The sequence below is a fragment of the Acidiphilium sp. 20-67-58 genome (assembly GCF_002255515.1).
In the GTDB taxonomy this organism is placed as follows: domain Bacteria; phylum Pseudomonadota; class Alphaproteobacteria; order Acetobacterales; family Acetobacteraceae; genus Acidiphilium.
Genome location: NZ_NCAS01000029.1, coordinates 1 through 22,395, shown reverse-complemented (window position 1 = coordinate 22,395; position 22,395 = coordinate 1). Strand labels below are relative to the sequence as shown.

General features: G+C 64.9%; 16 protein-coding genes and 1 pseudogene. 9 read left to right on the top strand and 8 right to left on the bottom strand.

The genetic code is table 11. The features are described from left to right. The first annotated feature begins 1 nt into the window (after position 1). The gene (locus tag B7Z76_RS12055; protein WP_291344179.1) at positions 2-1,003 is read left to right on the top strand and encodes an alpha-E domain-containing protein; all 1,002 of its coding nucleotides are present in this window, start codon (positions 2-4) and stop codon (positions 1,001-1,003) included. 48 nt (positions 1,004-1,051) lie between these two features. Here the strand turns inward: B7Z76_RS12055 and B7Z76_RS12050 are convergent, their stop codons facing one another. From B7Z76_RS12050 to fmdA, 3 genes are all read right to left on the bottom strand, one after another. Beyond that, entirely contained in the window at positions 1,052-2,050 is a 999-nt protein-coding gene (locus B7Z76_RS12050; RefSeq protein ID WP_291344177.1) for a HoxN/HupN/NixA family nickel/cobalt transporter, read from the bottom strand. 192 nt (positions 2,051-2,242) lie between these two features. Next, positions 2,243-2,572, bottom strand: coding sequence for a zinc ribbon domain-containing protein (locus tag B7Z76_RS12045; protein ID WP_174503967.1), 330 nt, complete (start codon positions 2,570-2,572; stop codon positions 2,243-2,245). 14 nt (positions 2,573-2,586) lie between these two features. Continuing rightward, positions 2,587-3,819: a formamidase gene (fmdA, locus tag B7Z76_RS12040; protein ID WP_174503966.1), complete on the bottom strand. Its 1,233-nt coding sequence runs from the start codon at positions 3,817-3,819 to the stop codon at positions 2,587-2,589. Between the two features lie 202 nt (positions 3,820-4,021). On the opposite strand from fmdA, the gene B7Z76_RS12035 reads away from it, so the two are divergent. The 4 genes from B7Z76_RS12035 (at position 4,022) to B7Z76_RS12020 (ending at position 11,173) form a co-directional block, all read left to right on the top strand. Beyond that, entirely contained in the window at positions 4,022-7,378 is a 3,357-nt protein-coding gene (locus B7Z76_RS12035; protein WP_291344199.1) for a hybrid sensor histidine kinase/response regulator, read from the top strand. After that, positions 7,375-8,265, top strand: coding sequence for a DNA-binding response regulator (locus B7Z76_RS12030; protein ID WP_174503964.1), 891 nt, complete (start codon positions 7,375-7,377; stop codon positions 8,263-8,265). The genes B7Z76_RS12035 and B7Z76_RS12030 overlap by 4 nt, the downstream gene beginning before the upstream one ends. 120 nt (positions 8,266-8,385) lie before the next feature. Then, entirely contained in the window at positions 8,386-10,059 is a 1,674-nt protein-coding gene (locus tag B7Z76_RS12025; RefSeq protein ID WP_201712616.1) for a cytosine permease, read from the top strand. Continuing rightward, positions 10,019-11,173, top strand: coding sequence for an aliphatic amidase (locus B7Z76_RS12020; protein WP_236656390.1), 1,155 nt, complete (start codon positions 10,019-10,021; stop codon positions 11,171-11,173). The genes B7Z76_RS12025 and B7Z76_RS12020 overlap by 41 nt, the downstream gene beginning before the upstream one ends. A 368-nt stretch (positions 11,174-11,541) precedes the next feature. Here the strand turns inward: B7Z76_RS12020 and B7Z76_RS12015 are convergent. Together B7Z76_RS12015 and B7Z76_RS12010 are read right to left on the bottom strand one after the other, a co-directional pair. Continuing rightward, positions 11,542-11,670 (bottom strand): annotated as a pseudogene (locus B7Z76_RS12015) (IS630 family transposase); the annotation flags it as partial. A 342-nt stretch (positions 11,671-12,012) separates the two neighbouring features. Beyond that, entirely contained in the window at positions 12,013-13,134 is a 1,122-nt protein-coding gene (locus B7Z76_RS12010) for an alpha/beta fold hydrolase (RefSeq protein WP_291344175.1), read from the bottom strand. 202 nt (positions 13,135-13,336) lie between these two features. Between B7Z76_RS12010 and B7Z76_RS12005 the strand changes: the two genes are divergently transcribed. Then, the gene (locus B7Z76_RS12005; protein ID WP_291344173.1) at positions 13,337-14,701 is read left to right on the top strand and encodes an aldehyde dehydrogenase family protein; all 1,365 of its coding nucleotides are present in this window, start codon (positions 13,337-13,339) and stop codon (positions 14,699-14,701) included. Positions 14,702-14,798: 97 nt separating this feature from the next. On the opposite strand, the gene B7Z76_RS12000 is transcribed toward B7Z76_RS12005, so the two are convergent. From B7Z76_RS12000 to B7Z76_RS11990, 3 genes are read right to left on the bottom strand one after another with little or no spacing between them, the layout of a single operon-like run. After that, the gene (locus tag B7Z76_RS12000; RefSeq protein WP_201712615.1) at positions 14,799-16,259 is read right to left on the bottom strand and encodes a gamma-aminobutyraldehyde dehydrogenase; all 1,461 of its coding nucleotides are present in this window, start codon (positions 16,257-16,259) and stop codon (positions 14,799-14,801) included. Next, positions 16,240-17,790: an amino acid permease gene (locus B7Z76_RS11995; protein ID WP_291344170.1), complete on the bottom strand. Its 1,551-nt coding sequence runs from the start codon at positions 17,788-17,790 to the stop codon at positions 16,240-16,242. The genes B7Z76_RS12000 and B7Z76_RS11995 overlap by 20 nt, the downstream gene beginning before the upstream one ends. Positions 17,791-17,811: 21 nt before the next feature. Then, complete coding sequence (locus B7Z76_RS11990) at positions 17,812-18,873, bottom strand: AraC family transcriptional regulator (RefSeq protein ID WP_291344168.1); 1,062 nt, start codon at positions 18,871-18,873, stop codon at positions 17,812-17,814. A 206-nt stretch (positions 18,874-19,079) separates the two neighbouring features. On the opposite strand from B7Z76_RS11990, the gene B7Z76_RS11985 reads away from it, so the two are divergent. The 3 genes from B7Z76_RS11985 (at position 19,080) to B7Z76_RS11975 (ending at position 22,300) form a co-directional block, all read left to right on the top strand. Next, positions 19,080-20,462, top strand: a complete 1,383-nt coding sequence (locus B7Z76_RS11985; protein WP_291344166.1) for a glutamine synthetase family protein — start codon at positions 19,080-19,082, stop codon at positions 20,460-20,462. 6 nt (positions 20,463-20,468) lie between these two features. Further along, the gene (locus B7Z76_RS11980; protein WP_291344164.1) at positions 20,469-21,638 is read left to right on the top strand and encodes an iron-containing alcohol dehydrogenase; all 1,170 of its coding nucleotides are present in this window, start codon (positions 20,469-20,471) and stop codon (positions 21,636-21,638) included. Between the two features lie 194 nt (positions 21,639-21,832). After that, positions 21,833-22,300 carry a GNAT family N-acetyltransferase gene (locus B7Z76_RS11975; RefSeq protein ID WP_174503958.1) on the top strand — a complete coding sequence of 156 codons (468 nt, stop codon included), beginning with the start codon at positions 21,833-21,835 and terminating at the stop codon, positions 22,298-22,300. Positions 22,301-22,395: the final 95 nt, after the last annotated feature.

Here is a 22,395-nt window from a genome sequence, read left to right as displayed (position 1 = left end):
CATGCGCGCCGAGCCCGAACTCCTCGCCCGCGATGCCGAAAGCCTGTTCTGGATGGCACGCTATCTGGAGCGGATCGAAAATCTCGCGAGACTTATCGACGTGACCCAGAGCTTTGAAAGCCCCGGTCGCGAGGCCGATGCGTGGTCCGCCCTGCTCGCCATCAATGACGACGCCCAACGACTGGCCGAAGCCGGGGCGGATGTGTCGCAGTATCCCGATATCGTAAGGCGCTTCTATCTGCTCGATCGCGAAAACCCGACGGGCGTGCCCTATTGCCTCGCCGCGGCACGAACCAACGCGCGCACGCTGCGGTCCCTGATCTCCACCGAGATGTGGCGCCAGATCAACATGTTCCATCGCTTTGTAAGTCAGATCGAGCCTGGCGCCCTGGATGGCGACAGGCTTTCCCGTCTCTGCGTCCGGCTCAAGGAAGCCGTGCAGGCCCATACCGGCATCACTGAGGGGACGATGTATCGCGGCCAGGGCTGGCATTTCTACATGCTGGGCCGGCTGATCGAACGGGCGGACCAGACGACGCGCCTGCTCGACATCAAATATCACCTGCTTTCGCCGCGGGCAGGAGAAACCGGCAAGGTCATCGAGATTACGCAATGGTATGCAGTGTTGCGGGCCGCAGCCGGGTATCACGCGTTCCGCCAGCTCTCCTCTGCCCGCGCCTCGATCGGGGATGTAGTCAGTTTCCTGTTGCGCGATCCGTCCTTTCCGCGCTCGCTGCTGCTCTGTGTTCGCCGGATTGAGGCGCATCTCGGCGATCTCGCCCGGCTACATCATCTCCAAGGCCTCGGCGATCCGCTCGAACAGGCGGAGTACCTGCGCGAGTATGTCTATGTCGCGCCAACACAGCGCCTGCTCGCCGGCAATCTTCACGACTATCTGGACCAGGCTCAGCTCCTGTTGATGGATCTTGCTGCAAGTCTGGGCCGCCTGTACTTCCGCGACTGGCGGCCCGCCCCGGCGACGACACAGGACGCACAGGGCTGATACGATCACCCCTGCTTGGGAACCAGGCGCGTGGGGGGGGGGCAGGTATCAGCCGGGCGGCGCGCCCGGGGGACTCCGGCCCGCAATCCTTGCCGCGGCCCGGCCGCGCCGGATCGCGGCCAGAAACAGTCCCGCCAGCATCAGCGCGATCGCCATGCCGAGCTCTGACCAGTGGGCGGCAAGCAGCGCCGCCGCCCGCGAGAGCCCGTACCCGAACGAAGATTTCATCAGACCGATCAGTTCCACGCCGCCGATGATCACGGCGGTGACAGCGGATACCAGCGTCAACGTGACGTTATACCGCCGCCGGACCCGCCCGTCGCGCAGCGCCCAGCCATAGGCCCGCGTCATCAGCGCGCTGTCAGCGGTATCGACCAGCGACATCCCGGCGGTGAACAGCGCCGGCAGCGCCATCAGCCGCCACGCGGCAATCCCGTGCGCCGTCCCCGCGGCCGAGAGCGCGAGCAACCCGATCTCCGTCGCGGTGTCGAAGCCGAGGCCGAACAGGAACCCGATCGCATACATGTCCCGGCTCCGCCGCACGAGGCGGAACAGCGGCCGTGCCAGCCAGCTCAGCACGCCTCCAGGCGCCGCGGCGCCGCGTGTCTCCGCCCGCAAGGCCACGAGATTCGCTCCGGCGATCAGCGCCAGAAACCCGACCGAGACGATCGTGCCGACCCACGCACCATAGCGCGTCACGCTGTCGAGATGCCCCCGCAGCGCCCCCGCCCCGAACGAGACCGCCGCCGCCAGCAGCACGACGACGCTCGAATGCCCGAGCGAGAAGAACAGCCCGGCGAGGCTCGCTGCCCGGCCGCGCCCGGCCAGCCGCCGCACCGCATTGTCGATCGCCGCGATATGGTCCGCGTCCATCGCGTGCCGCAGTCCGAACAGCCAGGCCAGCCCCGCGATGCCGAGCAGCCGCGGTGCCCCGCCGAACGCAGCCGCCGCCCAGATCCAGGCCACGACATTGGCGGCGCCAAGCCCCCACAAAATCCGCTGCACAGGAATGGTCGCGCCCAGCCGTTTCTGTCCTTTCGCCTCCATCCGGCCCCCTCGACATCCCGCCGGCATGCGGATTGCCGTCATGTCGCCTAAAAGATCGCTGGGTCCTGCAAGGGCTGTCAATCATGACCATCAGCCGGCAACTGAAACGGGGCATTTTTCGCCAGACCGGAACCGCCGCCACCGCGTTACGGTGGCGGGCATCGTGGCGTCGGGTGCGGGACGCGCTTTTGTTCACGCATGACTGATCATCCACGGACGCCGACCGGGAAAGGACTTGTTCGCAGTTGCGCCGTCGGCCTTCGTCTTGGGTTTGCAGCAGCCGCAACCGGCCGGGTGACGGCCGCTCCGTCGGCTGGTGTCCGGAGCATGGGCACTCCGCTCGTTGACCGCGAATGCGGTGCGGCGCGCAGCCGAGAGTGTCGTCAGCATTGGTGCCGAGATCAGCACCCGCTCAGCCGAGGCGCCGCATCCCGGACAGGGCTGACAGCGCTTGTATTCTGCCATCGGCGCAAGCGCCTCGAACGTGCCGCAACTCTTACATTCGTAATCATAGACCGGCATGGCATGATCCTCCGTCAGAGATCGGGCGCAAGCAGGACGTCGGCACCGCCGAGGGCCTGCACTGTCGGACCTTCGGCGCCGGGGTTGATGTCGAAATCGAAAATCTCGGTTGGCAGATACAGGGTCGCGCAGGCGTTCGGGATATCGACGACGCCCGAGATGTGCCCGTGTACCGGTGCGGTCCCGAGAATGGCATAGGCCTGGGCCGGAGAGTACCCGAACTTGGTCAGGTAGTTGATCGCATTCAGGCAAGCCTGCTGATAGGCCACGAACACGTCGAGGTAATGCTGGCCGCCGTGATCATCGACGGAGATGCCCTCGAAGATCAGGAAGTCGTTATAGTCCGGCTTGATCGGGCTCGGCTTGAAGATCGGGTTCTTGATCCCGTATTTCGCCATCCCACCCTTGATCAGGCTGTGGACCCCGAGATGAATCCAGCCAGGCATCTCGATCGCGCCACAAAAGGTGATCTCGCCGTCGCCCTGGCTGAAATGCAGGTCGCCCACCGACAGCCCGGCACCTTTTACATAGACCGGGAAATAGACGCGGGCACCGCGGGAAAGGTCCTTGATGTCGCAATTGCCGCCATGTTCGCGCGGCGGCACGGTGCGCGCACCGGTCGCCGCGGCGGCGGTGCGTGCTTCGCCGGTGAGCCGACCCATGTGTGCGGTGGACGGAAACGGTGGATTGGCCAGCGGCGGCACACGCGTCGGGTTGGTCGCGATGAGTGCGTTCTCCCGCGCATTCCAGGTTTCGAGCAGCTTCGCGTCCGGCAGGCAGCCGATCAGGCCCGGATGGATCAGCCCGGCAAAGCGCACACCCGGGACGTGTCGTGAGCTGGTGAACATTCCCTTGACGTCCCAGATCGATTTCTGGGCCTGCGGGAAATGGTCCGTCAGGAAGCCACCGCCGTTCTGCTTCGAGAAGAAGCCATTGAATCCCCACTCATTACCGGGGAGAGTCCCGATGTCGAGAATGTCCACGACAAGGAGATCGCCGGGCTCCGCCCCCTCGACGGCGACCGGACCGGAGAGGAAATGGACGGTGCTCAGATCAATGTCGCGCACATCGGCGGCGCTTTCGTTGTTCTTGATGAACCCGCCGGTCCAATCGAAGCATTCGAGGATGAAATCGTCGCCAGGTTTGACCGTGGCCACCATCGGGATATCCGGATGCCAGCGATTGTGGATCATGTCGTTGTCGTAGGGCGAACCGGCAAGGTCGACCTTGATCAGGGTTTCCGTCACGGAATGCTCCTTTTATGTGCTGCAAAATCTGCACAGACCGTCGACAAAATCGGGCCGGGATTGAATACGGCGTTCGCCGTATATGCATAAGCACTTCCGCGGGTGATGAATCAGTCAACGATCCGCCACGTCATTCCACCGAAGCGGCGAGATGGTTGTCAGGGGAAGATACGCCGCAGGACCGAAAGGACAGCGCTTGAACGTGCGCCAGCGTATCACGCCCCCCAGACGGACCTACAATCAGTGGGTCGGCAACGAGACGATGGAGGATTACGCTCTCCGCTTCACGGCCAATCGGGCGCGCCGCTTTTCACCTGGCCGCGTTGCCGACACTGCGTTCGGTGCGACCGCCTTCCTCGCCCTTGAGGCGATCGGCGGTACAGTCACACTCGCCTATGGCGCCAGCAACGCAATACCGGCGATCATCGTCGGCGCACTGCTCATCGGACTGACGGCAGGGCCGATTGCCGCGGTCGCGGCACGGGCCGGGGTGGATATCGATCTTCTGACCCGCGGCGCCGGCTTCGGCTATCTCGGTTCGACCATCACCTCGCTGATCTACGCGTCGTTCACGTTCATATTCTTCGCGATAGAAGCGTCGATTGTTAGCGGGATGCTTGCCTACTGCTTCGGCGTCCCCGCCTGGCTGGGCAACATCGTTGCCGCGCTCGTGGTGCTGCCCATGGTGGCGTTTGGCATCACTTTCATAAGCCGGTTTCAGTCTCGCACCCGCAGTGCATGGCTCGTTCTCAATTTCATGCCGCTGCTGGGTCTGATGATTGCCGCTGCCGCTGGCAGGCTCGATCTCGGTGTCTGGCACAGCTATGGTGCGCCGTTCGACCCTCTCCACTTCGGAGCGGCCCTCTCGGTTATTATGTCGTTGGTGGTCCAGATCGGCGAACAGGTGGATTTCCTGCGCTTTCTGCCATCACCGCGGCCTGGCGGGCGCATCCGCTGGTGGAGTGCGGTTGCGCTTGCCGGGCCCGGCTGGGTGGTGCCCGCGGTTATCAAACTGCTCGCCGGCTCACTGCTTGTCGTCCTCGCGGTACACAGCGGGGCCGGGCGCGCCGCGGGCCAGCCAGTCGTGATGTATCTCGTGGCGTGGCAGACGATCCTGCCGCCCGGTATCGGCAGGGTGGCTCTGCCGCTTACGGTGGCGCTCGTGCTCGTGGCGCAGCTGAAGATCAACGTCACCAATGCCTATGCGGGGTCGATCGCCTGGTCGAACTTCTTCTCCCGCCTGACCCACCGCCATCCGGGGCGTATCGTCTGGATGGGGTTCAACGTGTCGATCGCGTTGCTGCTAATGGATCTTGGCATCTACCATGCCATCGAGCCGATCCTCTCCTTCTACTCGGTGTTGGCCTGTGCTTGGGTCGGCTCCATCTTTGGCGACCTCGCGATCGCCAAGCCGCTAGGGCTTGCGCCACCGGCAATCGAATTCAAGCGCGCATATCTCTATGACCTCAACCCCGTGGGGCTCGGAGCGATGCTGCTCGCGGTGACGGCGGGTGGAATCGCGATGCGGGGGGTGATGGGCCCGGTCCTGCATGCGTTTGCGCCGGTGCTGGCGCTCGCGACCGCGATCCTTGCAGCCCCCGCGATTGCCGCGGCGACCGGTGGGCGGTTTTACCTCGCCCGGCGCGCGCCACCGGATCATGCCGGGGGGGCAGAGTGCCAATGCGGCGTCTGCGCCAAAGAGTTCGAGATCGCCGACATGGCGCATTGTCCTGTGTATGCGGCGCCGATTTGTTCGCTATGCTGCTCGCTGGAGGCCCGCTGCAACGACGCCTGCAAGCCGCACGGGCGCTACGGCACGCAACTGTCCTCGATGCTGGCACCAGTTCTTCCAGGCGTCCTGCGTCGGCACCTTTCACCGCCGCTCATGCGTTTCATTCTTGTGTTCGTGACCTCATGCGGCTTCCTGGCACTGGTTCTGTTGACGCTGGTCTGGCTCGCGCAGCCGACAGACCCGGATGCCGCCGCCCTGCTTGTGCTCACTGGCTGGCATGCTTTCTTCGTGCTCGCGATCATCGCAGGCGTGGTGTCGTGGCTGTTTGTATTGGCCCGCGAATCCCGCCAGGCGGTGGAGCAGGAGGTCGAGCAGCAGACTGCGCTTTTGCTTGCCGAAATCGAGGCTCATCGCCGAACCGACGCTGAGCGGGCGCGCGCCTGCGAGGTTGCCGAAGCTGCCAACCTGGCGAAGAGTCGCTTCGTCGTTGGTGTCAGCCATGAATTGCGCTCGCCGCTGAACGCGATCCTCGGCTATGCCCAGCTGCTCGAGATCGACGGCAGCCTCCCCGAAGGCGTTCGCCGCAAGATGCTGATCATACGCCGCTCCGGCGAACATCTCTCCGGCCTGATCGAGGGGCTGATGGATATTGCCAAGATCGAGGCCGGTCGGATCGAGCTTGAGCGCCAGCCGGTTCGCCTGCACGAGTTCCTGACCCAGATCGCCGATATGTTCAGCTTGCAGGCGGCAGGGCGCGGCATCACCTTCACGTTCGACTGTCCGCATACGTTGCCCGAAACGGTCATGACTGACCCAACGCGGCTGCGCCAGATCCTGATCAACCTGTTGTCGAACGCGATCAAGTTCACCCGGGAAGGCGAGGTCCGGCTCACCGTCAGGGTGCCGGGCGAGGTGGCCGAGTTCATGGTCAGCGACACCGGGCCAGGGATCGCCGATGCCGATGTCGCGCGCATCTTCGAGCCGTTCGAGCGCCTGTCGGCCGGCGATGGCGCGGCGCCGCCCGGGATCGGGCTGGGCCTCACGATCACGAAGCTGCTCGCCCAGATCCTGGGCGGCGAAGTGACCGTAACCTCGTCGCCTGGCTGCGGCAGCCGCTTCACGTTGCGGCTGATGCTTTCGCACCGCGGCCCCGGCGTCATGGTCGCTTCACCCCGGCCGGTCTTCACTGGCTATGTCGGACGCCGTCGCCGCATTCTGGTGACGGACGACAACGTTCTGCACCGCACCCTGATCGTGGATGCGCTGGGCCCTCTCGGCTTTGATGTACTGACGGCGCCGGATGCCGAGGGATGTCTGCGTCTCGCGGCATCAGCAAACCCCGACCTGTTCATCGTCGATCTTTCGATGCCCGACATCAGCGGCGCCGAACTCGCTGCACGACTTCGCGCAAGCGGTCACGAGTCGACGCCGATTATCCTGCTATCGGCCGACGCGGGTGAAATCGTGCGCCGGCGAAAGGCCCCGCATCCGTTCTACGACGCGCTTGCCAAGCCGGTAGACCTCCGGTCGCTGCTGGCAACGATCGGCGCCTCGTTGCGCATCGAGTGGACGTCCGACCAATCCGAGCCCCTGCCGGCTGGCGCCGGGAGCAGGCCAGACCTCTCGCGGCTGGCACCCTATGCCGTTGATCTGCGTCGCCTCGCCGAAATCGGATTTCTCCGTCCCTTGCGGGCGCGGCTTGACGAAATCGCCGACAGCGATCCCGACCTGGCGGCACCGGTCGGCGTTCTACGTGCCAAGCTCGATGCCTTCCGGCTGGTCGAATTGGCGGGGCTGCTCGCCTCTCTCGGCGGGGAAGTAGAATGAGTTTCCGCCCGACAATCCTCGTCGTCGATGACGATCCTGCGATGCTCGGCCTGCTGAGCGAGACGCTGGAAAAGGCCGGCTACAATGTGCTCGTCGCTCTACAGGGCGAGATGGCGCTTGCGGTGATGGCGCGCATCACGCCTGACGCCGTGATGCTCGACGCCATGTTGCCTGGCATCGACGGTTTCGAAACATGTCGGCGGATGAAGCAGATTCCGGGGTGCGGCCTCGTGCCGGTCATCTTCATGACCGGCCTCACCGAGACTAACAACGTGATCGACGGATTGCAGGCTGGCGGCGTCGACTATGTCACCAAGCCGGTCCGGCCGGATGAAGTCGTCGCGCGGCTCAAAGTACATCTTGCCAATGCAGGGCTCACCCGAAGCGTGCAGGCGGCAATGGATGCGTCTGGTCGCTTCCTCCTCGCGGCCGATCGCGGCGGGCAAGTACTGTGGAGCACCCGACAGGCAGCTGAATTGACCGGACTCGGCGCTGGCGAAAGGCTGCCGAAGACGGCGGCCGACTGGCTGACCGAGCGCATCGCCCGTGAAGTCAGCAGCGAGACCCGGCTGCTCGACCCCGGCGGGCGCGCGGTGGAACTCGTGCTGCTTGGCCAGATTGGTGCGGATGAGTTTCTGCTCCGTGTCACAGTCGAGGATGTGGCCGGCGATCTCGCGCGGCTCCGGGCACATGCGGCGCTGACGCCGCGTGAGGCTGAGGTGCTGCTCTGGCTCGCGCGTGGCAAGTCGAACCGCGATATCGGGACAATCCTCACGGTAAGTCCACGTACGGTCGACAAGCATCTCGAACAGATATTCGTCAAGCTTGGTGTCGAGAACCGCGCGACTGCCGTCGTCGCCGCTCTCAAGGCGCTCGGGTCTACGTAGCCCCGATTACGCGATTCCACGAAGGCCGGATCGCAATACGGCCCATGCCCCGAAGCGCGCGTCCTGTGATCTGCTTCTGCCATTCACGGCATTCTTCTATTCCGTTCGAAAGGCAGAACCATGTCGACAACGACACCGGGCAAGATGTCTCCCGCCGCGCCGCGGCGTTCCTACAACCGCTTCGTCAATAATCCTGTCATCGAGGACTATTCCCTGCGCTACGCGCCCCGGAGCTTCCGGACCTGGTCGCAATATGCCGTGTTCTCGGCAGCACTGGGCGGGATTGCCTATCTTGCCGACCAGGCGATCGGCGGCTCTCTCGCCGTGCAGTTCGGCTTTGCCAACGCGTTCTGGGGCATCCTCGCGGCGGCGACGGTCATTTTCCTGACCGGCATTCCGATCGCGTATTATTGCGCGAAATACAATGTCGATGTTGATCTGCTTACCCGCGGTGCGGGTTTCGGCTATCTGGGCTCGACCATAACCTCGGTCATCTATGCCAGTTTCACCTTCATTTTCTTTGCTCTTGAAGGTTCGATCATGGCGCAGGCATTCAACCTCTATTTCGGTATCCCGCTGCCCGTCGGCTACGCGGTCGGCTCGCTATTGATCATTCCGCTCGTTGCCTTCGGTATGACCCTGCTTTCCAAGCTGCAGGTGTGGACCCAGCCGATCTGGCTGTTTCTGCTGTTCAGTCCGCCGATCGCAGTGCTCGCCGTCGATCCGCATGCTATTTCTGGCTGGATTGGCTTCGCCGGTTCGTCGCCGAGCGGCTCAGGCTTCAATCCGCTGCTGTTCGGCTCCGCCGCCGGGATCGCACTGTCGCTGATCGCGCAGATTGGCGAACAAGCCGACTATCTCCGCTTCATGCCGGACAAGACGGAGAAAAACTCGATCGGCTGGTGGCTCGCCGTGCTCGGCGCCGGCCCCGGTTGGGTCATTCTCGGTGCCACCAAACAGCTCATGGGCTCGTTCTTTGCCTCCGTCGCGGTATCACACGGAACCCCGTTGGCGCAGGCGAACGAGCCGATCCAGATGTATCATGCCGGCTTCACTTCGATGTTCGGCGCCGGGATGTTGGCGATTAGCGTGGCGACATTCTTCGTCATCCTCTCCCAGATCAAGATCAACGTCACGAACGCCTATTCAGGCTCGCTTTCGTGGTCCAACTTCTTCTCCCGCCTGTTGCACGCTCATCCGGGGCGCTTCGTCTACATCTTCCTCAATATCGGCATTTCCTTGACGATGATGGAACTCAACATGTTCCACTTCCTCGGCAAGATCCTCGGCTTTTACTCGAACGTCGCTGTTGCCTGGATCGGCGCGGTGACGGCGGATCTCGTGATCAACAAGCCGCTGCTCAAGCTCAGCCCGTCCTACGTCGAGTTCAAGCGTGCGCATCTCTACAATTTCAATCCGGTCGGGTTCGGCTCGATGGTGATCGCCTCGATCATCTCGGTGCTCGCGTTCTTCGGTGTCTTCGGCGCCTATGCGGCCGCCTTCTCCTCCTTCATCGCTTTGGCCGTTGCGTTCGTGCTGTCGCCGATCGTCGCGGTCATCACTAAGGGTAGATACTACATCGCGCGTGACCCCTCCTATCATCCGGGTGTCGGGCATACCGCGATGAACTGCGTTGCCTGCGGCTTCGAATACGAGCCGGAGGACATGACCGGATGCCCATTTCACAAGGGCAGCATCTGCTCGCTCTGCTGCTCGCTCGACAGCGATTGTGCTGACATGTGCAAGAAGCCGCATGCCGCGCCATCGCTGTCGTTCGGCTCGCCGACGGTTTGATCGCCCGCTGCTGATTCGCGTGGCTGGGCCGGCGGCCCGCCACGTCCCTTTCACCTCTCAAGGACAAAAGCTCATGCTGCATGGTGATATTTCCGCAAGCAACGACACGGTCGGAGTCGCGGTCGTCAACTACAAGATGCCCCGGCTGCACACCAAGGCCGAGGTACTGGCCAACGCACAGAAGATCGCTGAAATGCTGATCGGGATGAAATCCGGTCTGCCCGGCATGGACCTGGTAATATTCCCCGAGTATTCGACGCACGGCATCATGTATGACCGTAACGAGATGTTGGAGACTGCTTCCGTCATTCCCGGCGACGAAACCGAGATCTTTTCCGAAGCCTGTCGCAAGGCAAAGGTTTGGGGCGTGTTTTCGCTGACCGGAGAACGTCATGAGGAGCATCCGCGCAAGATGCCCTACAACACGCTGATCCTGATCGACGACACAGGAAAGGTCGTCCAGAAATATCGCAAGATCATGCCATGGACGCCGATCGAAGGCTGGTATCCAGGGTCGACGACCTATGTCACCGAGGGCCCGAAGGGCCTGAAAATCAGCCTGATCATCTGCGATGACGGCAACTATCCGGAGATCTGGCGCGATTGCGCGATGAAGGGGGCGGAACTGGTTGTTCGCTGCCAGGGCTACATGTATCCCGCAAAGGACCAGCAGGTCATGATGGCCAAGTCCATGGCCTGGGCCAACAATGTCTATGTCGCGGTTGCCAACGCCTCTGGCTTCGACGGGGTTTATTCCTATTTCGGACACTCCGCGATCATCGGGTTCGACGGGCGCACGCTCGGCGAGTGCGGGGAGGAGGAGTATGGCATCCAGTATGCGCAACTTTCGAAGTCCCTACTGCGTGATGCACGCCGTAATGGCCAGTCGGAGAACCACCTCTTCAAACTGCTCCATCGTGGATATACCGGAATGGTGAATTCTCACGAAAACGAGCCTGGCAAGGCAGTCTGCCCCTACGATTTCTATCGCGAGTGGATTGAAAATCCTGAGGCGGTACGCGCGAAGGTCGAAGGTCTTACACGGCCGAGCCTCGGGACCGAGGAATGTCCGATCGAGGGCATCCCGATTGAGGTCAGGCTCGCGGCCGAGTGAGCGCTCGTACTCAACCTGGCGTCAGCGGGAGGATGGAGCGGAAGCGATTCTGCCTTGGCATTTTTATGGCGAGGGTGTGGCCGTTCAATGAGAGACGTTGCACAATGCCAATGTTTAAGGAACTGCCTGTCACTTGACACATAGCTGTGCGAGGGAGGCTCTGATCATAGCAAGGTACAAGTTCAGTGGCCGGTCAGAGCCAAGCAGATCATCAGTCCTCCGAATGCCAGGAAGATAAGGCCGCTCAGTGGCCGTCGATGGAGCGAAGCGGAATCGGGGGGGGGGGCGACCATGGCGGCGGAGACAAGAATGTACTAACGTTCATCATTAACCACTCACTTGAGCCGGTCAATCGGAAATACTATTGATCAGGAGCCGTGTGCCCATTGGCGCAGTCCGATGGACATGAAGCTCCAGAGCTGATCGACAAGGCGGTTCCAAGCGTGGCAGCAGTGAACGACGATGTCGTCGTGGTTTCGGCACTCTCGGTTGGAGAGTCAGTTGTCGGTAAGCGCCATCCTGCGATGGGTTCGAATTCGAACGAAGCAGGAAAAATTGCAGGGTAGATAAAAAGGTATTTTCACATTATCATGAATTTTATATTGAGATTGATCGATATATTAATTTGCTTGTAGGATGGACACCTTCTTCGCCATCAAACTCAAGCGATCCAAACGCCGATGGCCTGAATTCCCGCACTACGCCCGCAGAACGCCAGACCGAGACCATCCGCGCCGGGCGGAGTGGCCTCGCCCTTGAACACGCGGCCTGATCGAAATGCGACATGGCTTTGGCGCTTTCGATCACGGGCCACGCGTCCGCAGGTGGCGTGCCAAGCGTCAGCTGGCGAGCAGTTCCTTCAATTTCTGGTTGATGAATTCGACATCCTGCACGCTGGTCCCAGGTCCGCCAGCGAAATGCCCCCAGATGGATGGAACCGGCACCAGCGTCGCATTCGGCATGTGCTTCACCTCGAACGCGCTGTCTTCCGGCGGAAAATACAGATCGGTCTGGCCAGGCATGACCAGCGCCTTGGCCTTTATCGCGCCCAGCGCCTTGCGAAAGTCGCCGTGATAGAGCTCGTTGGCGGAGATGTCACCATTCTGCCAGGTCCACAGCATGGCCAGCAGATTGTTCGCGTCCTTGGGCAGGAAGAACCCCTCCCAGAAGGCAATCAGGAAATCCTCCAGCGAGGAATAGCCAAGCGTCTTCAGGTCGAGTTCCTCGCGATAGAAAGCCTGGGAAAACCCCCACCCGGCATACACGCGCGCCATCGCCCTGAGGCCCTTCGCCGGTTTGGTCGTATACCAGCCCTCGGCAAACGCGGCATCGGCCGTGAGCGCCGCCTTCACCCCTTCGAGAAACACGAAATTATGGCGCGAGCATTTTGCCGATCCGCAGAATGGCGCGATCCGTTCGACCATGTCGGGATACATCGCCCCCCAGTGAAACGTCTGTAGCGCGCCCATCGACCAGCCGGTGACCAGCCGGAGCCGTGAAATGCCGAATCTTTCAGTGACGAGATGATGCTGCGCGCGCACGTTGTCATACGCGGTCACCTTCGGGAAACGCGGTCCGTTGTAAGGTTCCGGCGTATTGCTTGGCGAGGAGGACAGGCCATTGCCGAGCATGTTCGGGATGATGATGAACTGCGTTGCCGGATCAAGAGCACGCCCGGCACCGATCAGCCACTCATTGTCATGATGCTGGCCGGAATACCAGGTCGGATAGACGATGGCATTGCTCTTGTCGGCGTTCAATGTGCCGAACGTCTTGTAGGCGAGCTGGCATCCGCGCAGCGTGGCCCCGCCCTGCAGACGAAAATCACCAAGGTCGTGAATCTGATAGTCGATGGTCATCGTGAATCTCTCCCCGTGAAGTGGCCGAATACACGCTCGGCGCATTGCAATGACGTCTGTCTCCTGTCCTGCCCGCATGCCGGGCATCGCGCCGGAAAGCATCAGATATCCTGGCGTCCGGCACGTATAATTATCCAGAAGACCACAGATCGCGCCAGCCGGTTTCACGACTCTGCCGCGATCATCCTGGCTTGCGATTGCCAGGCCCGCATTGGCAAGCCGCCCGCCAGTCTGCGCTCTGATGCCATTGCCGGGCCGCGCGGCGGCATGGCAGACTGATCAAGCGCAGAATGGAGGTCCAACCGTGGCCGAGCATCCCCGGATTCACCGCATCCTCTCCCCCGCCGATGGCACCGAGGTCGCCGCCCGCGCCCTTGCCGGGCCGGCCGAGATCGAGCAGGCGCTGGAGCGGGCCACCGCCGCGCAGAAGGCCTGGCGGCGCGTCGACCTTGCCGGGCGGATGGCGATCTGCGAGCGCTTCGTCGCGCATTTCACCGCCAATGGCGCCGCGATCGCCACCGAGATCAGCGCGCAGATGGGACGTCCGGTGAGCCAGACGCCGGGCGAGATCCGCGGCGTTGCCGAACGCGCACGGATGATGATCTCGCTCGCCGCGGCGTCGCTCGCACCGGTCCGACCCACGCCGGTCGCCGGTTTCGAGCGGTTCATCACCCGCGAGCCGCTCGGCGTCGTCTTCGTCATAGGCGCCTGGAACTACCCCTATCTGATCACCGTCAACAGCGTCGTCCCCGCCCTGCTCGCCGGCAACGCCGTGGTGCTGAAACAGGCCTCGCAGACGCTGCTCTGCGCCGAGCGCTTCGCAGAATCCTTCGCCGCCGCCGGCCTGCCCGAGCATGTCTTTCAGGTGCTCCACCTCGCCAATGCCGACGCCGAGGCGGTGATCCGCGATCCGCGCGTCGATTTCATCGCCTTCACCGGCTCGGTGGCGACCGGCCATCGCGTCGTCCGCGCCGCCGCCGACCGCTTCGCCGGCATCGGCCTCGAACTCGGCGGCAAGGATCCCGCCTATGTCCGGCGCGATGCCGACATCGTCCACGCCGCCGACAATTTGGTCGACGGCGCCTTCTTCAATTCCGGCCAGTCCTGCTGCGGGATCGAGCGGATCTATGTCGATGCCGCCGTATATGACGATTTCATCGCCCGCGTCGTCGAGACCACCAACGCCTATCGCCTCGGCCATTCGCTCGACGCCGCGACCACGCTCGGCCCGATGGTCAACGCCGCCGGCGCCGATTTCGTGCGCGGCCAGATCGCCGACGCCCTCGCCGCCGGTGCCACGGCGCTGATCGACGAGGCGCGGTTCCCCGCAAGCCGACCCGGCACGCCCTATCTCGCGCCGCAGGTGCTGGTGAATGTCGATCACCGGATGGACGTGATGCGCAGCGAGAGCTTCGGCCCGGTCGTCGGCATCATGAAGGTCGGCTCGGACAAGGAGGCGATCGGCCTGATGAACGACAGCCCCTATGGCCTCACCGCCTCGGTCTGGACCCGCGACATCGAGGCCGCAACCCGCATCGGTGGCGCGATCGAGACCGGCACCGTGTTCATGAACCGCTGCGACTATCTCGACCCGGCGCTGGCCTGGGTCGGGGTGAAGGATTCCGGCCGCGGCTGCACCCTGTTCATCCGATCAGATGGAATCATCTGATCGGATAAAGATGCTCTAATTATCAACAAGATAGAGCACGACATCCGATCCGGATGGATCGGAACGTGCTCTAACGCATCGTCCGGCGCGGGCAGGATCAGTCCAGCCGGACCATGACGTGGCGGACCACGGTATAGTCCTCCAGCGCATAGGCCGAGAGGTCCTTGCCGTAGCCCGACCGCTTCAGCCCGCCATGCGGCATTTCGTTGGCGAGCATGAAGTGGCAGTTCACCCAGGTCGCGCCGTAGCGCAGCCCGGCGGCCAGGCGCATCGCCCGCCCGACATCGCGCGTCCAGACCGACGAGGCGAGGCCGTAATCGGAATCGTTCGCCCAGACGATCGCCTGCTCGGGATCGGTGAAGCGCGTCACTGACACGACGGGGCCGAAAACCTCCCGGCGCACGATCTCGTCGTCCTGCGCCGCGCCGGCGACCACGGTGGGTTCGTAGTAGAACCCGGCCCCCGCCGCGTCGCGCCCGCCGGCGACGATCTCGACATGCGGCAGCGCGGCCGCGCGGGCGACGAAGCCGCCCACCCGCTCGCGCTGGCCCGCCGAGATCACCGGGCCGATGTCGTTTTCCGAATCATCCGCCCGGTCATAGCGGAGTTGCGCCACCGCCGCGGCGAGGTCGGCCACGAACCGGTCATAGACCTTCGCACCGGCATAGACCCGGCAGGCCGCCGTGCAGTCCTGCCCGGAGTTGTAATAGCCGAAATCCCGCACCGCGGCGACGGCGGCGTCGATATCGGCATCGTCGAAGACGATCACCGGCGCCTTGCCGCCGAGTTCGAGATGGGTGCGCTTGATCGAGGCCGACGCTGCCTGGATCACCCGCTCGCCGGTGCCGATCGAGCCGGTCAGCGAGATCATCGCAATCCCGGGCGCGTCGATCAGCGCCTGGCCGGTGCTCGTCCCGCGCCCCGAAATCACGTTGAGCACGCCCTCGGGCAGAATGCCGGCGGCGACACGCGCCAGTTTCAGCGCGGTCAGCGGCGTCAGTTCCGAGGGTTTGAGCACGACCGTGTTGCCGGCGGCGAGCGCCGGGGCGATCTTCCACGCCGCCATCATCAGCGGGTAGTTCCACGGCGCGATCTGCGCGACCGGGCCTATCGGATCGCGCCGGATCATCGAGGTATGGCCGGCGAGATACTCGCCCGCCGCACTGCCCGAAAGGCAGCGCGCAGCACCGGCGAAGAAGCGGAAACAGTCGACGATGGCGGGAATCTCGTCGCGCAGCACGGCCGGGCGCGGCTTGCCGCAATTCAGCGCCTCCAGCGCGGCGAAGTCTTCCGCCTCCGCCTCGATCGCATCGGCGAGGCGCAGCAGCATCGCCGCGCGCTCGCCCGGCGGCAGCGCCGCATAAGCGGGAAAGGCGCGCCCGGCGGCTTCCACCGCGCGGGCCACCTGGCCGGCATCCGCCTCGGCGATCTCGACGATCACCGCACCGGTCCTGGGATTTATCACCGGAACCGGCGCGCCCGCGCCCGGCTCGAAGGCGCCGCCGATCAGCAGGTGTGTGGGCAGGGTCGCGGCCATCTCAGCCTCCCGCCCCTTCATGAACCGCGCGTTCCTCGGCCGCGATTTCCGCCGCCCGGCGCGCGATCGCTTCGCGGCTGATCGGCGGGCCGGGGAAGCGCACCCGCGCCACCCCGAACCAGAGCACCAGCATCAGCACGATCAGGCCGAGACCGTAGGTGATCAGGATGTCGTTGGGCGGCTGGATGCCGATATAAATCAGCACGAACACGCCGATGATCGAAATCACCGCGAGCGGCTTCGAGAGCGCGCCGAGGCGGAACGGGCCGAACTCGGTCCAGGTCTTGCCCTCCGCCAGCAGGCCGGCCGCGACCGGCATGGCATAGGAGATATAGAGGAACATCGCGCAGCCCGCCGCCAGCGCCGCGAAGGCCGGCGAATACAGCGTCGCCGCGACCGAGAGCCCCGCCGTCAGCCAGATCGCGCCGACCGGTGTGCGGTGCGTCGGGCTTACCCGCCGCCAGATCGCATGGCCCGGCAGCCCGCCATCGCGGGCGAAGGCGAAGATCATCCGCGAGGTCGAGGTCACCCCCGCCAGCGCGCAGAGATAGTTGGCGACGACGATGCCGACATAGAGCAGGTATTTCACCGGCAGGATCACCGGCAACCCGGCGAGCAGGTTGAAGAACACGTTGCCGCCCTGCGCCGCCGCCTTGCCGAGATCCGGCATCGCCAGCAGGATCGCGGCCTCCATCACGAGGCCGAAGGCGAACGACCAGAACACCGAATTGATGATCCCGCGCGGCACGGTGCGCCGTGCGTTCACCGTCTCCTCCGAGGTGTGGGCCGCGCCGTCGAACCCGGTGATGGTGTAGAGCGGCAGCAGCAGGCCGAGCATGAAGAGGTAGAACAGGTTGCCGCTATGCGGCACCACGCCGCCGCCGGCCTTGCCGGAATAGTTGATGAAGGTGAACAGCCGCGAAAAATCGTAATGCTGCGCGCCCACCAGCATCGCGATGGTCAGCACGATGGCGATGAAGAAGATCAGGTAGCCGGAGAAATCGGTCAGCCGCGTGGTGGTGCGGATGCCCATGTGGTTGAACGCGCCCTGGCTCGCGGTGATCAGGACGACGGCGACGGTCTGCTGCCAGAACCCCCAGTGCGACGTGTCGATATGGAACATGTTGCCGAGGATCAGGCTGGTGAACAGGTCGTAGGCGCCGACATTCACCGAGGCGACGACGAAGATCAGCCCGAGCAGGTTGACGAAGGCGGTCGCCCAGCCCCAGCCCCGCCCGCCGAGGATCGAGGACCAGTGATAGAGCGCGCCCGCCGTCGGGTAGGCCGAGGCGATCTGCGCGATCGACAGCGCGATCACCATCGAGAAGATCGACCCCACGATCCAGCCGATGAACACGCCCCCCGGCCCGGCAGCCGAGAACGCCGCCTGGAACGAGGTGATTCCGCCGGCAAGAATGCAGATGATCGAAAAGGCGATGGCGAAATTGGAAAACCCGTGCATGCGCCGCGAGAGTTCCTGCGCATAGCCCATCTTGTGCAGCGTTGCGGTATCCTCCGCGAGGATCCGCGCCTCATTCTGGTCGTTCGACATCTCCGTCTCCCATGTTGACCGTCAGGCCGTGTGCGCCGGGCTTTCCCGCCCGGTCGTGCTGTCGGGCGCCGTGCGGGCACCGAGCTTGCGCCGCACCGCCTCGGGCGAGGCGCCGTGCAGCCGGCGGCAGGCCCGCGAAAAGGCGCTCACCTCGGAATAGCCGAGCAGTTCGGCGATCGTGGCGATCGAGAGATGCGGCTCGGCGAGATACATCAGCGCGAGCCGCGCCCGCACCTGGTCGATGCAGTCCGAATAGGTGAGTCCGTGCTCGGCGAGGCGGCGCTGCAGCGTCCAGCGCGGCAGGCCGAGGCTCGCGGCCACGCGGTCGATCCCGGCCGGCCCCTCGGGCAGCTTCCGGCGGATCTCGCTCGTCACCGCGCCGAGCAGGTCGCGCGGCGCGCCGCCGCCGCCGATCCGGCGCAGCTCCTCGGCCAGTGCGGCGAAGCGCGCCGGGTCGCGCGCCGGCATCGGCCGCTCCAGCCCCGCCGCGCGAAAGCTGATCGCGTTCGCCGGCGCGGCGAAGAACACCGGCGCGCCGAACGCCGCCGCATGCGCCTGCGCCTGTTCCGGCGCCGGATGCTCGAACCACACCTCCTCGATCTCCAGCGCGCTGCCGAGCGCGCGCCGCAGCAGGTTGGCGAACATCCCCATCGTCAGCTCGGCATCCTGCCGGCGCGACCAGATCAGCGGATCGACGATCCGGTATTCCAGCCGCAGCGCGCGTCCCTCCCGCGCGAGGCGGGTTTCGGTGTTCTGCTGGTGCTGGATGAAATGCCGCGCGAAGGCGGCAATCCCGGTGCCGACATCCGGCGCCGCCAGCGCGAGCTGGCCGATCAGCCCGAGCGCCTCGGGCTGGAATTGCGAATCCCCGCTGCGCGCCGCCGCCCGTTCCATCATCGCGACATAGCGCGCGAGCGGCACCGTCGCGCGCGGATCTTCAAGGTCGCGCGGGTCGAACCCCGCCTCGCCGAGCACCAGGTCCGGGTCTGCCCCTGCATCGCGGATGAACGAAGTCACCCCGGACGCCGCGGCGGCGAGCACATGGCAGGAGGTCGATCCGGACGCGGCGGCAGGCAGACCCATGATCCCCTTCAATCCGTCGGTGCCGCGCCAGAATGCCGGTCGGCGCGGCCGTTGCGCAACGAAATTCGGCAGTGGTCCGACTGTGGCAAATTCCGCCCCGGCCCGCTTTGACATCTGAACACAAACCCGCGCGCACAAGCCGCTTGTCGCCGAATGTCAAGAACGCCACACTGGCCCCGTGCGATGTTTCGCCGGGAGGTGCGATCATGAACAACGATCTTGCTGCACAAGCCATCACCGCGTCCGGCGGCATGAGTCTCGACGAGTTGCGCGCCGCGGTCGATGCCGGGGCGATCGACACGATCGTGATGGCCGCGCCGGACATGCAGGGACGGCTGCAGGGCAAGCGGGTGATGCCCCGCTTCTTCCTCGACAACGTCCTGGCCGACGCCTCGGAGGGCTGCAACTACCTGCTCACCGTCGATGTCGAGATGACGCCGGTCTCCGGCTACGATTTCGCCTCGTGGGATCGCGGCTATGGCGATTTCGTCTTCCGCCCCGATCTCTCGACCCTGCGCCGCGCCGCCTGGCAGGAGGGCGCCGCGATCGTGCTCTGCGACATCGCGCTGCATGACGGCAGCCCCGCGCCGGTCGCCCCGCGCAGCATCCTGCGCCGCCAGCTCGACCGCCTCGCCGCCGCCGGCCTGACCGCCCTCGCCGCGACCGAGCTCGAATTCATGCTCTTCCGCAATACCTACGAGGAGTGCATGCGGCGCGGCTATCGCGACCTCGATCCCGCCAATCTCTACAATGTCGACTATTCGATCCTCGGCACCGCCAAGGTGGAAAGGGTCATCCGCGCCATCCGCAACGCGCTCGAAGCGTCGGGCATCCGCGTCGAGAATTCCAAGGGCGAGTGCAATCTCGGCCAGCACGAGATCAACTTCGCCTACGCCCCGGCGCTGGAATGCGCCGATGGCCACGTGATCTACAAGGAAGCCGCGAAGGAGATCGCCCAGTCGCAGGACCACGCCATCACCTACATGGCGAAGTTCAACGAGCGCGAGGGCAATTCCTGCCACATCCATCTCAGCCTGCGCGACGCGGCAAACCGCCCGGTCTTCGCTGCCGGTGAGGGCCACGCGCCGGAATTCGACCATTTCCTCGCCGGCCTCGCCGCCCATGCCGCCGAGTTGTCAGTCCTGTTCGCGCCCAACATCAACTCCTACAAGCGCTACGCCGTGGGCAGCTTCGCGCCGACCGGCCTGGTCTGGGGGCATGACAACCGCACCTGCGCCTTCCGCGTGCTCGGCCACGGGCGGTCGCTGCGCGTCGAGAACCGGCTGCCGGGCGGCGACGTGAACCCCTACCTCGCCCTCGCCGGCATGATCGCCGCCGGGCTCGACGGCATGGAACGCCGGCTGCCGCCGCAACCGGCCTTCACCGGCAACGCCTATCATGGCGACCTGCCGCGCGTGCCCCGCACGCTTTCCGACGCCCTCGCCCTCTGGCGCCACAGCGCCTTCGCGCGCGAGGCGTTCGGCGAGCAGGTGGTCGCGCATTACGCCAGGATGGCCGAGGTCGAGGTCGAGACCTTCGCCGCCGCGGTGACCGACTGGGAACGCACACGCTGCTTTGAAAGGATGTAACCCGCGATGACCATTCTGCAGGGAACCTGGCGCTTCCCCACCGAGGTGCTGGCCGGGCCGGGCCGCATCGGCGAACTCGCCGCCCGCGCGCGCGATCTCGGCGCCCGCCGCGCGCTGCTGGTCTCCGACGCGCAGGTGGCGAAACTACCCTTCTTCGCGCCGCTGGAAGCCGGCTTCGCCGCCGCCGGCATCGCCACCGCGCGCTTCACCGGCACCCACCCCGACCCGCTGGCGAGCGACGTCGCCGCCGGCGTCGCCGCCTTCCGCGCGCATGAGGCGGACCTCGTCGTCGCGATCGGCGGCGGCAGCGCGCTCGATTGCGGCAAGACCATCGCCCTCGCCGCCGCGACCGACCGGCCGCTCTGGGATTTCGAGATCACCCTCGCCGCCCCCGCGCTCGACCGGCCGATGGTGCCCATTCTCGCGGTGCCGACCACCGCCGGCACCGGCTCGGAAGTCGGCCGCGCCTCGGTCATCACCGACGAGCAGTCCGCCCGCAAGGTGATCCTGCTGCACCCGCAGATGCTGCCGCGCCTCGTCGTGCTCGACGCCGAACTCACTCTCGGCCTGCCCGCGACCCTGACCGCCTGGACCGGGATGGACGCGCTCGCCCACAATCTCGAAGCCTATTGCATCGACGCCTGGCACCCGATGGCGGACGGCGTCGCGGTCGAGGGGATGCGGCTGATCCATGGCAGCCTCGTCACCGCGACGACCGATGGCCGCAACCTCGCGGCCCGCGGCACCATGCTCGCCGCCGCCTCGATGGGCGCGACCGCCTTCCAGAAGGGCCTCGGTGCGATCCACTCGCTCAGCCACCCGATCGGCGCGCAGTGCCACGCCCATCACGGCCTGACCAACGCCGTGCTGATGCCCTACGTGCTGGAATTCAACCGCCAGGCGATCGAGCCGAAAATCGTGCAGCTCGCCCGCAGCCTCGGCATCGAAGGCGGGTTCGAAGGCGTCCGCGACTGGGTGATCGACCTGCGAAAGACGCTCGGCATCCCGCACACGGTCGACGCGCTCGGCGTCACCGCGCCGATGCTCGATGCGCTGTCGGAGCAGGCCTTCCGCGATCCCAACACGCCGGACAACCCCCGCCCGGCCGACGCCGCCGCCCTGCGCCGCATCCTCGTCGCCGCCCTCGAAGGCCGGCTTGACGGACTGTCCCGCTGAACCGCCGCCGTCTTCCGGAACGGGCGCCGGCGCCGAGGACAAACGCCCGGCCGACACGCTCCCCTGATTGTGACCGGTCAGGGGGAGTATCGCGGGTCGTGATGACGGGTTTGGTGTCATTGCCGGTCTTTGTTGCGCCGGCCGACAGCAGCTATGATCCTTGAAAGTGACTGCGAAATGTGACGGAGACCACGATGAGCAACCATGACATTTCCGTACTCCGCGAAGGCCGCGAATCAGAACTAGCCGCAGAATGGATCTACCAGGAATGGGCGCGATTCGAGTCGGACGAGACATGGGCGGAGAACCAGCAGGACATCGCGCGCTCGCGCGATGCAGCGGTCACCATTCCCAAATTCTTCGGTGCCCGCATCGACGGCGAACTGGTGGGCATCGCCAGCATCGTGCCGCACGACCTGCCAACCCGCCCGGCGCTCGGCCCCTGGCTGGCCAACGTGCTGGTCCTGCCGCAATGGCGCCGCCGCGGCATCGGCGGCGCGCTGGTCAAACACGTGATGGACTATGCCGGCAAGCTGGATGTGCCATTCTACCTCTACACCGCCGACCAGGCCGCGCTCTACGAACGACTGGGCTGGCAGACCATCGAGCTGGACAGCTACGTCGGCAAGCCGATCACGCTGATGCGCTATCCGCCGGCCTAGGCTCTGGACTCAACTGATCCATGATGTGACGGCGAGGACGAGGCAAATACCAGCGAGGAAATTTCGTGCGGTTTTGTCATATCGTGTGGCGATGG

Excerpts from the sequence above, each read along its gene's own strand:
- B7Z76_RS12055 (WP_291344179.1), top strand. The coding sequence starts at position 2 with ATGCGCGCCGAGCCCGAACTCCTCGCCCGCGATGCCGAAAGCCTGTTC.
- B7Z76_RS11985 (WP_291344166.1), top strand. The coding sequence starts at position 19,080 with ATGAACAACGATCTTGCTGCACAAGCCATCACCGCGTCCGGCGGCATG.
- B7Z76_RS12010 (WP_291344175.1), bottom strand. The coding sequence starts at position 13,134 with ATGCTTTCCGGCGCGATGCCCGGCATGCGGGCAGGACAGGAGACAGAC.
- B7Z76_RS12050 (WP_291344177.1), bottom strand. The coding sequence starts at position 2,050 with ATGGAGGCGAAAGGACAGAAACGGCTGGGCGCGACCATTCCTGTGCAG.
- B7Z76_RS12000 (WP_201712615.1), bottom strand. The coding sequence starts at position 16,259 with ATGAAGGGGCGGGAGGCTGAGATGGCCGCGACCCTGCCCACACACCTG.
- B7Z76_RS11990 (WP_291344168.1), bottom strand. The coding sequence starts at position 18,873 with ATGGGTCTGCCTGCCGCCGCGTCCGGATCGACCTCCTGCCATGTGCTC.
- B7Z76_RS12045 (WP_174503967.1), bottom strand. The coding sequence starts at position 2,572 with ATGCCGGTCTATGATTACGAATGTAAGAGTTGCGGCACGTTCGAGGCG.
- B7Z76_RS12025 (WP_201712616.1), top strand. The coding sequence starts at position 8,386 with ATGTCGACAACGACACCGGGCAAGATGTCTCCCGCCGCGCCGCGGCGT.
- B7Z76_RS11975 (WP_174503958.1), top strand. The coding sequence starts at position 21,833 with ATGAGCAACCATGACATTTCCGTACTCCGCGAAGGCCGCGAATCAGAA.
- B7Z76_RS11980 (WP_291344164.1), top strand. The coding sequence starts at position 20,469 with ATGACCATTCTGCAGGGAACCTGGCGCTTCCCCACCGAGGTGCTGGCC.
- B7Z76_RS12020 (WP_236656390.1), top strand. The coding sequence starts at position 10,019 with ATGCCGCGCCATCGCTGTCGTTCGGCTCGCCGACGGTTTGATCGCCCG.
- B7Z76_RS11995 (WP_291344170.1), bottom strand. The coding sequence starts at position 17,790 with ATGTCGAACGACCAGAATGAGGCGCGGATCCTCGCGGAGGATACCGCA.
- B7Z76_RS12030 (WP_174503964.1), top strand. The coding sequence starts at position 7,375 with ATGAGTTTCCGCCCGACAATCCTCGTCGTCGATGACGATCCTGCGATG.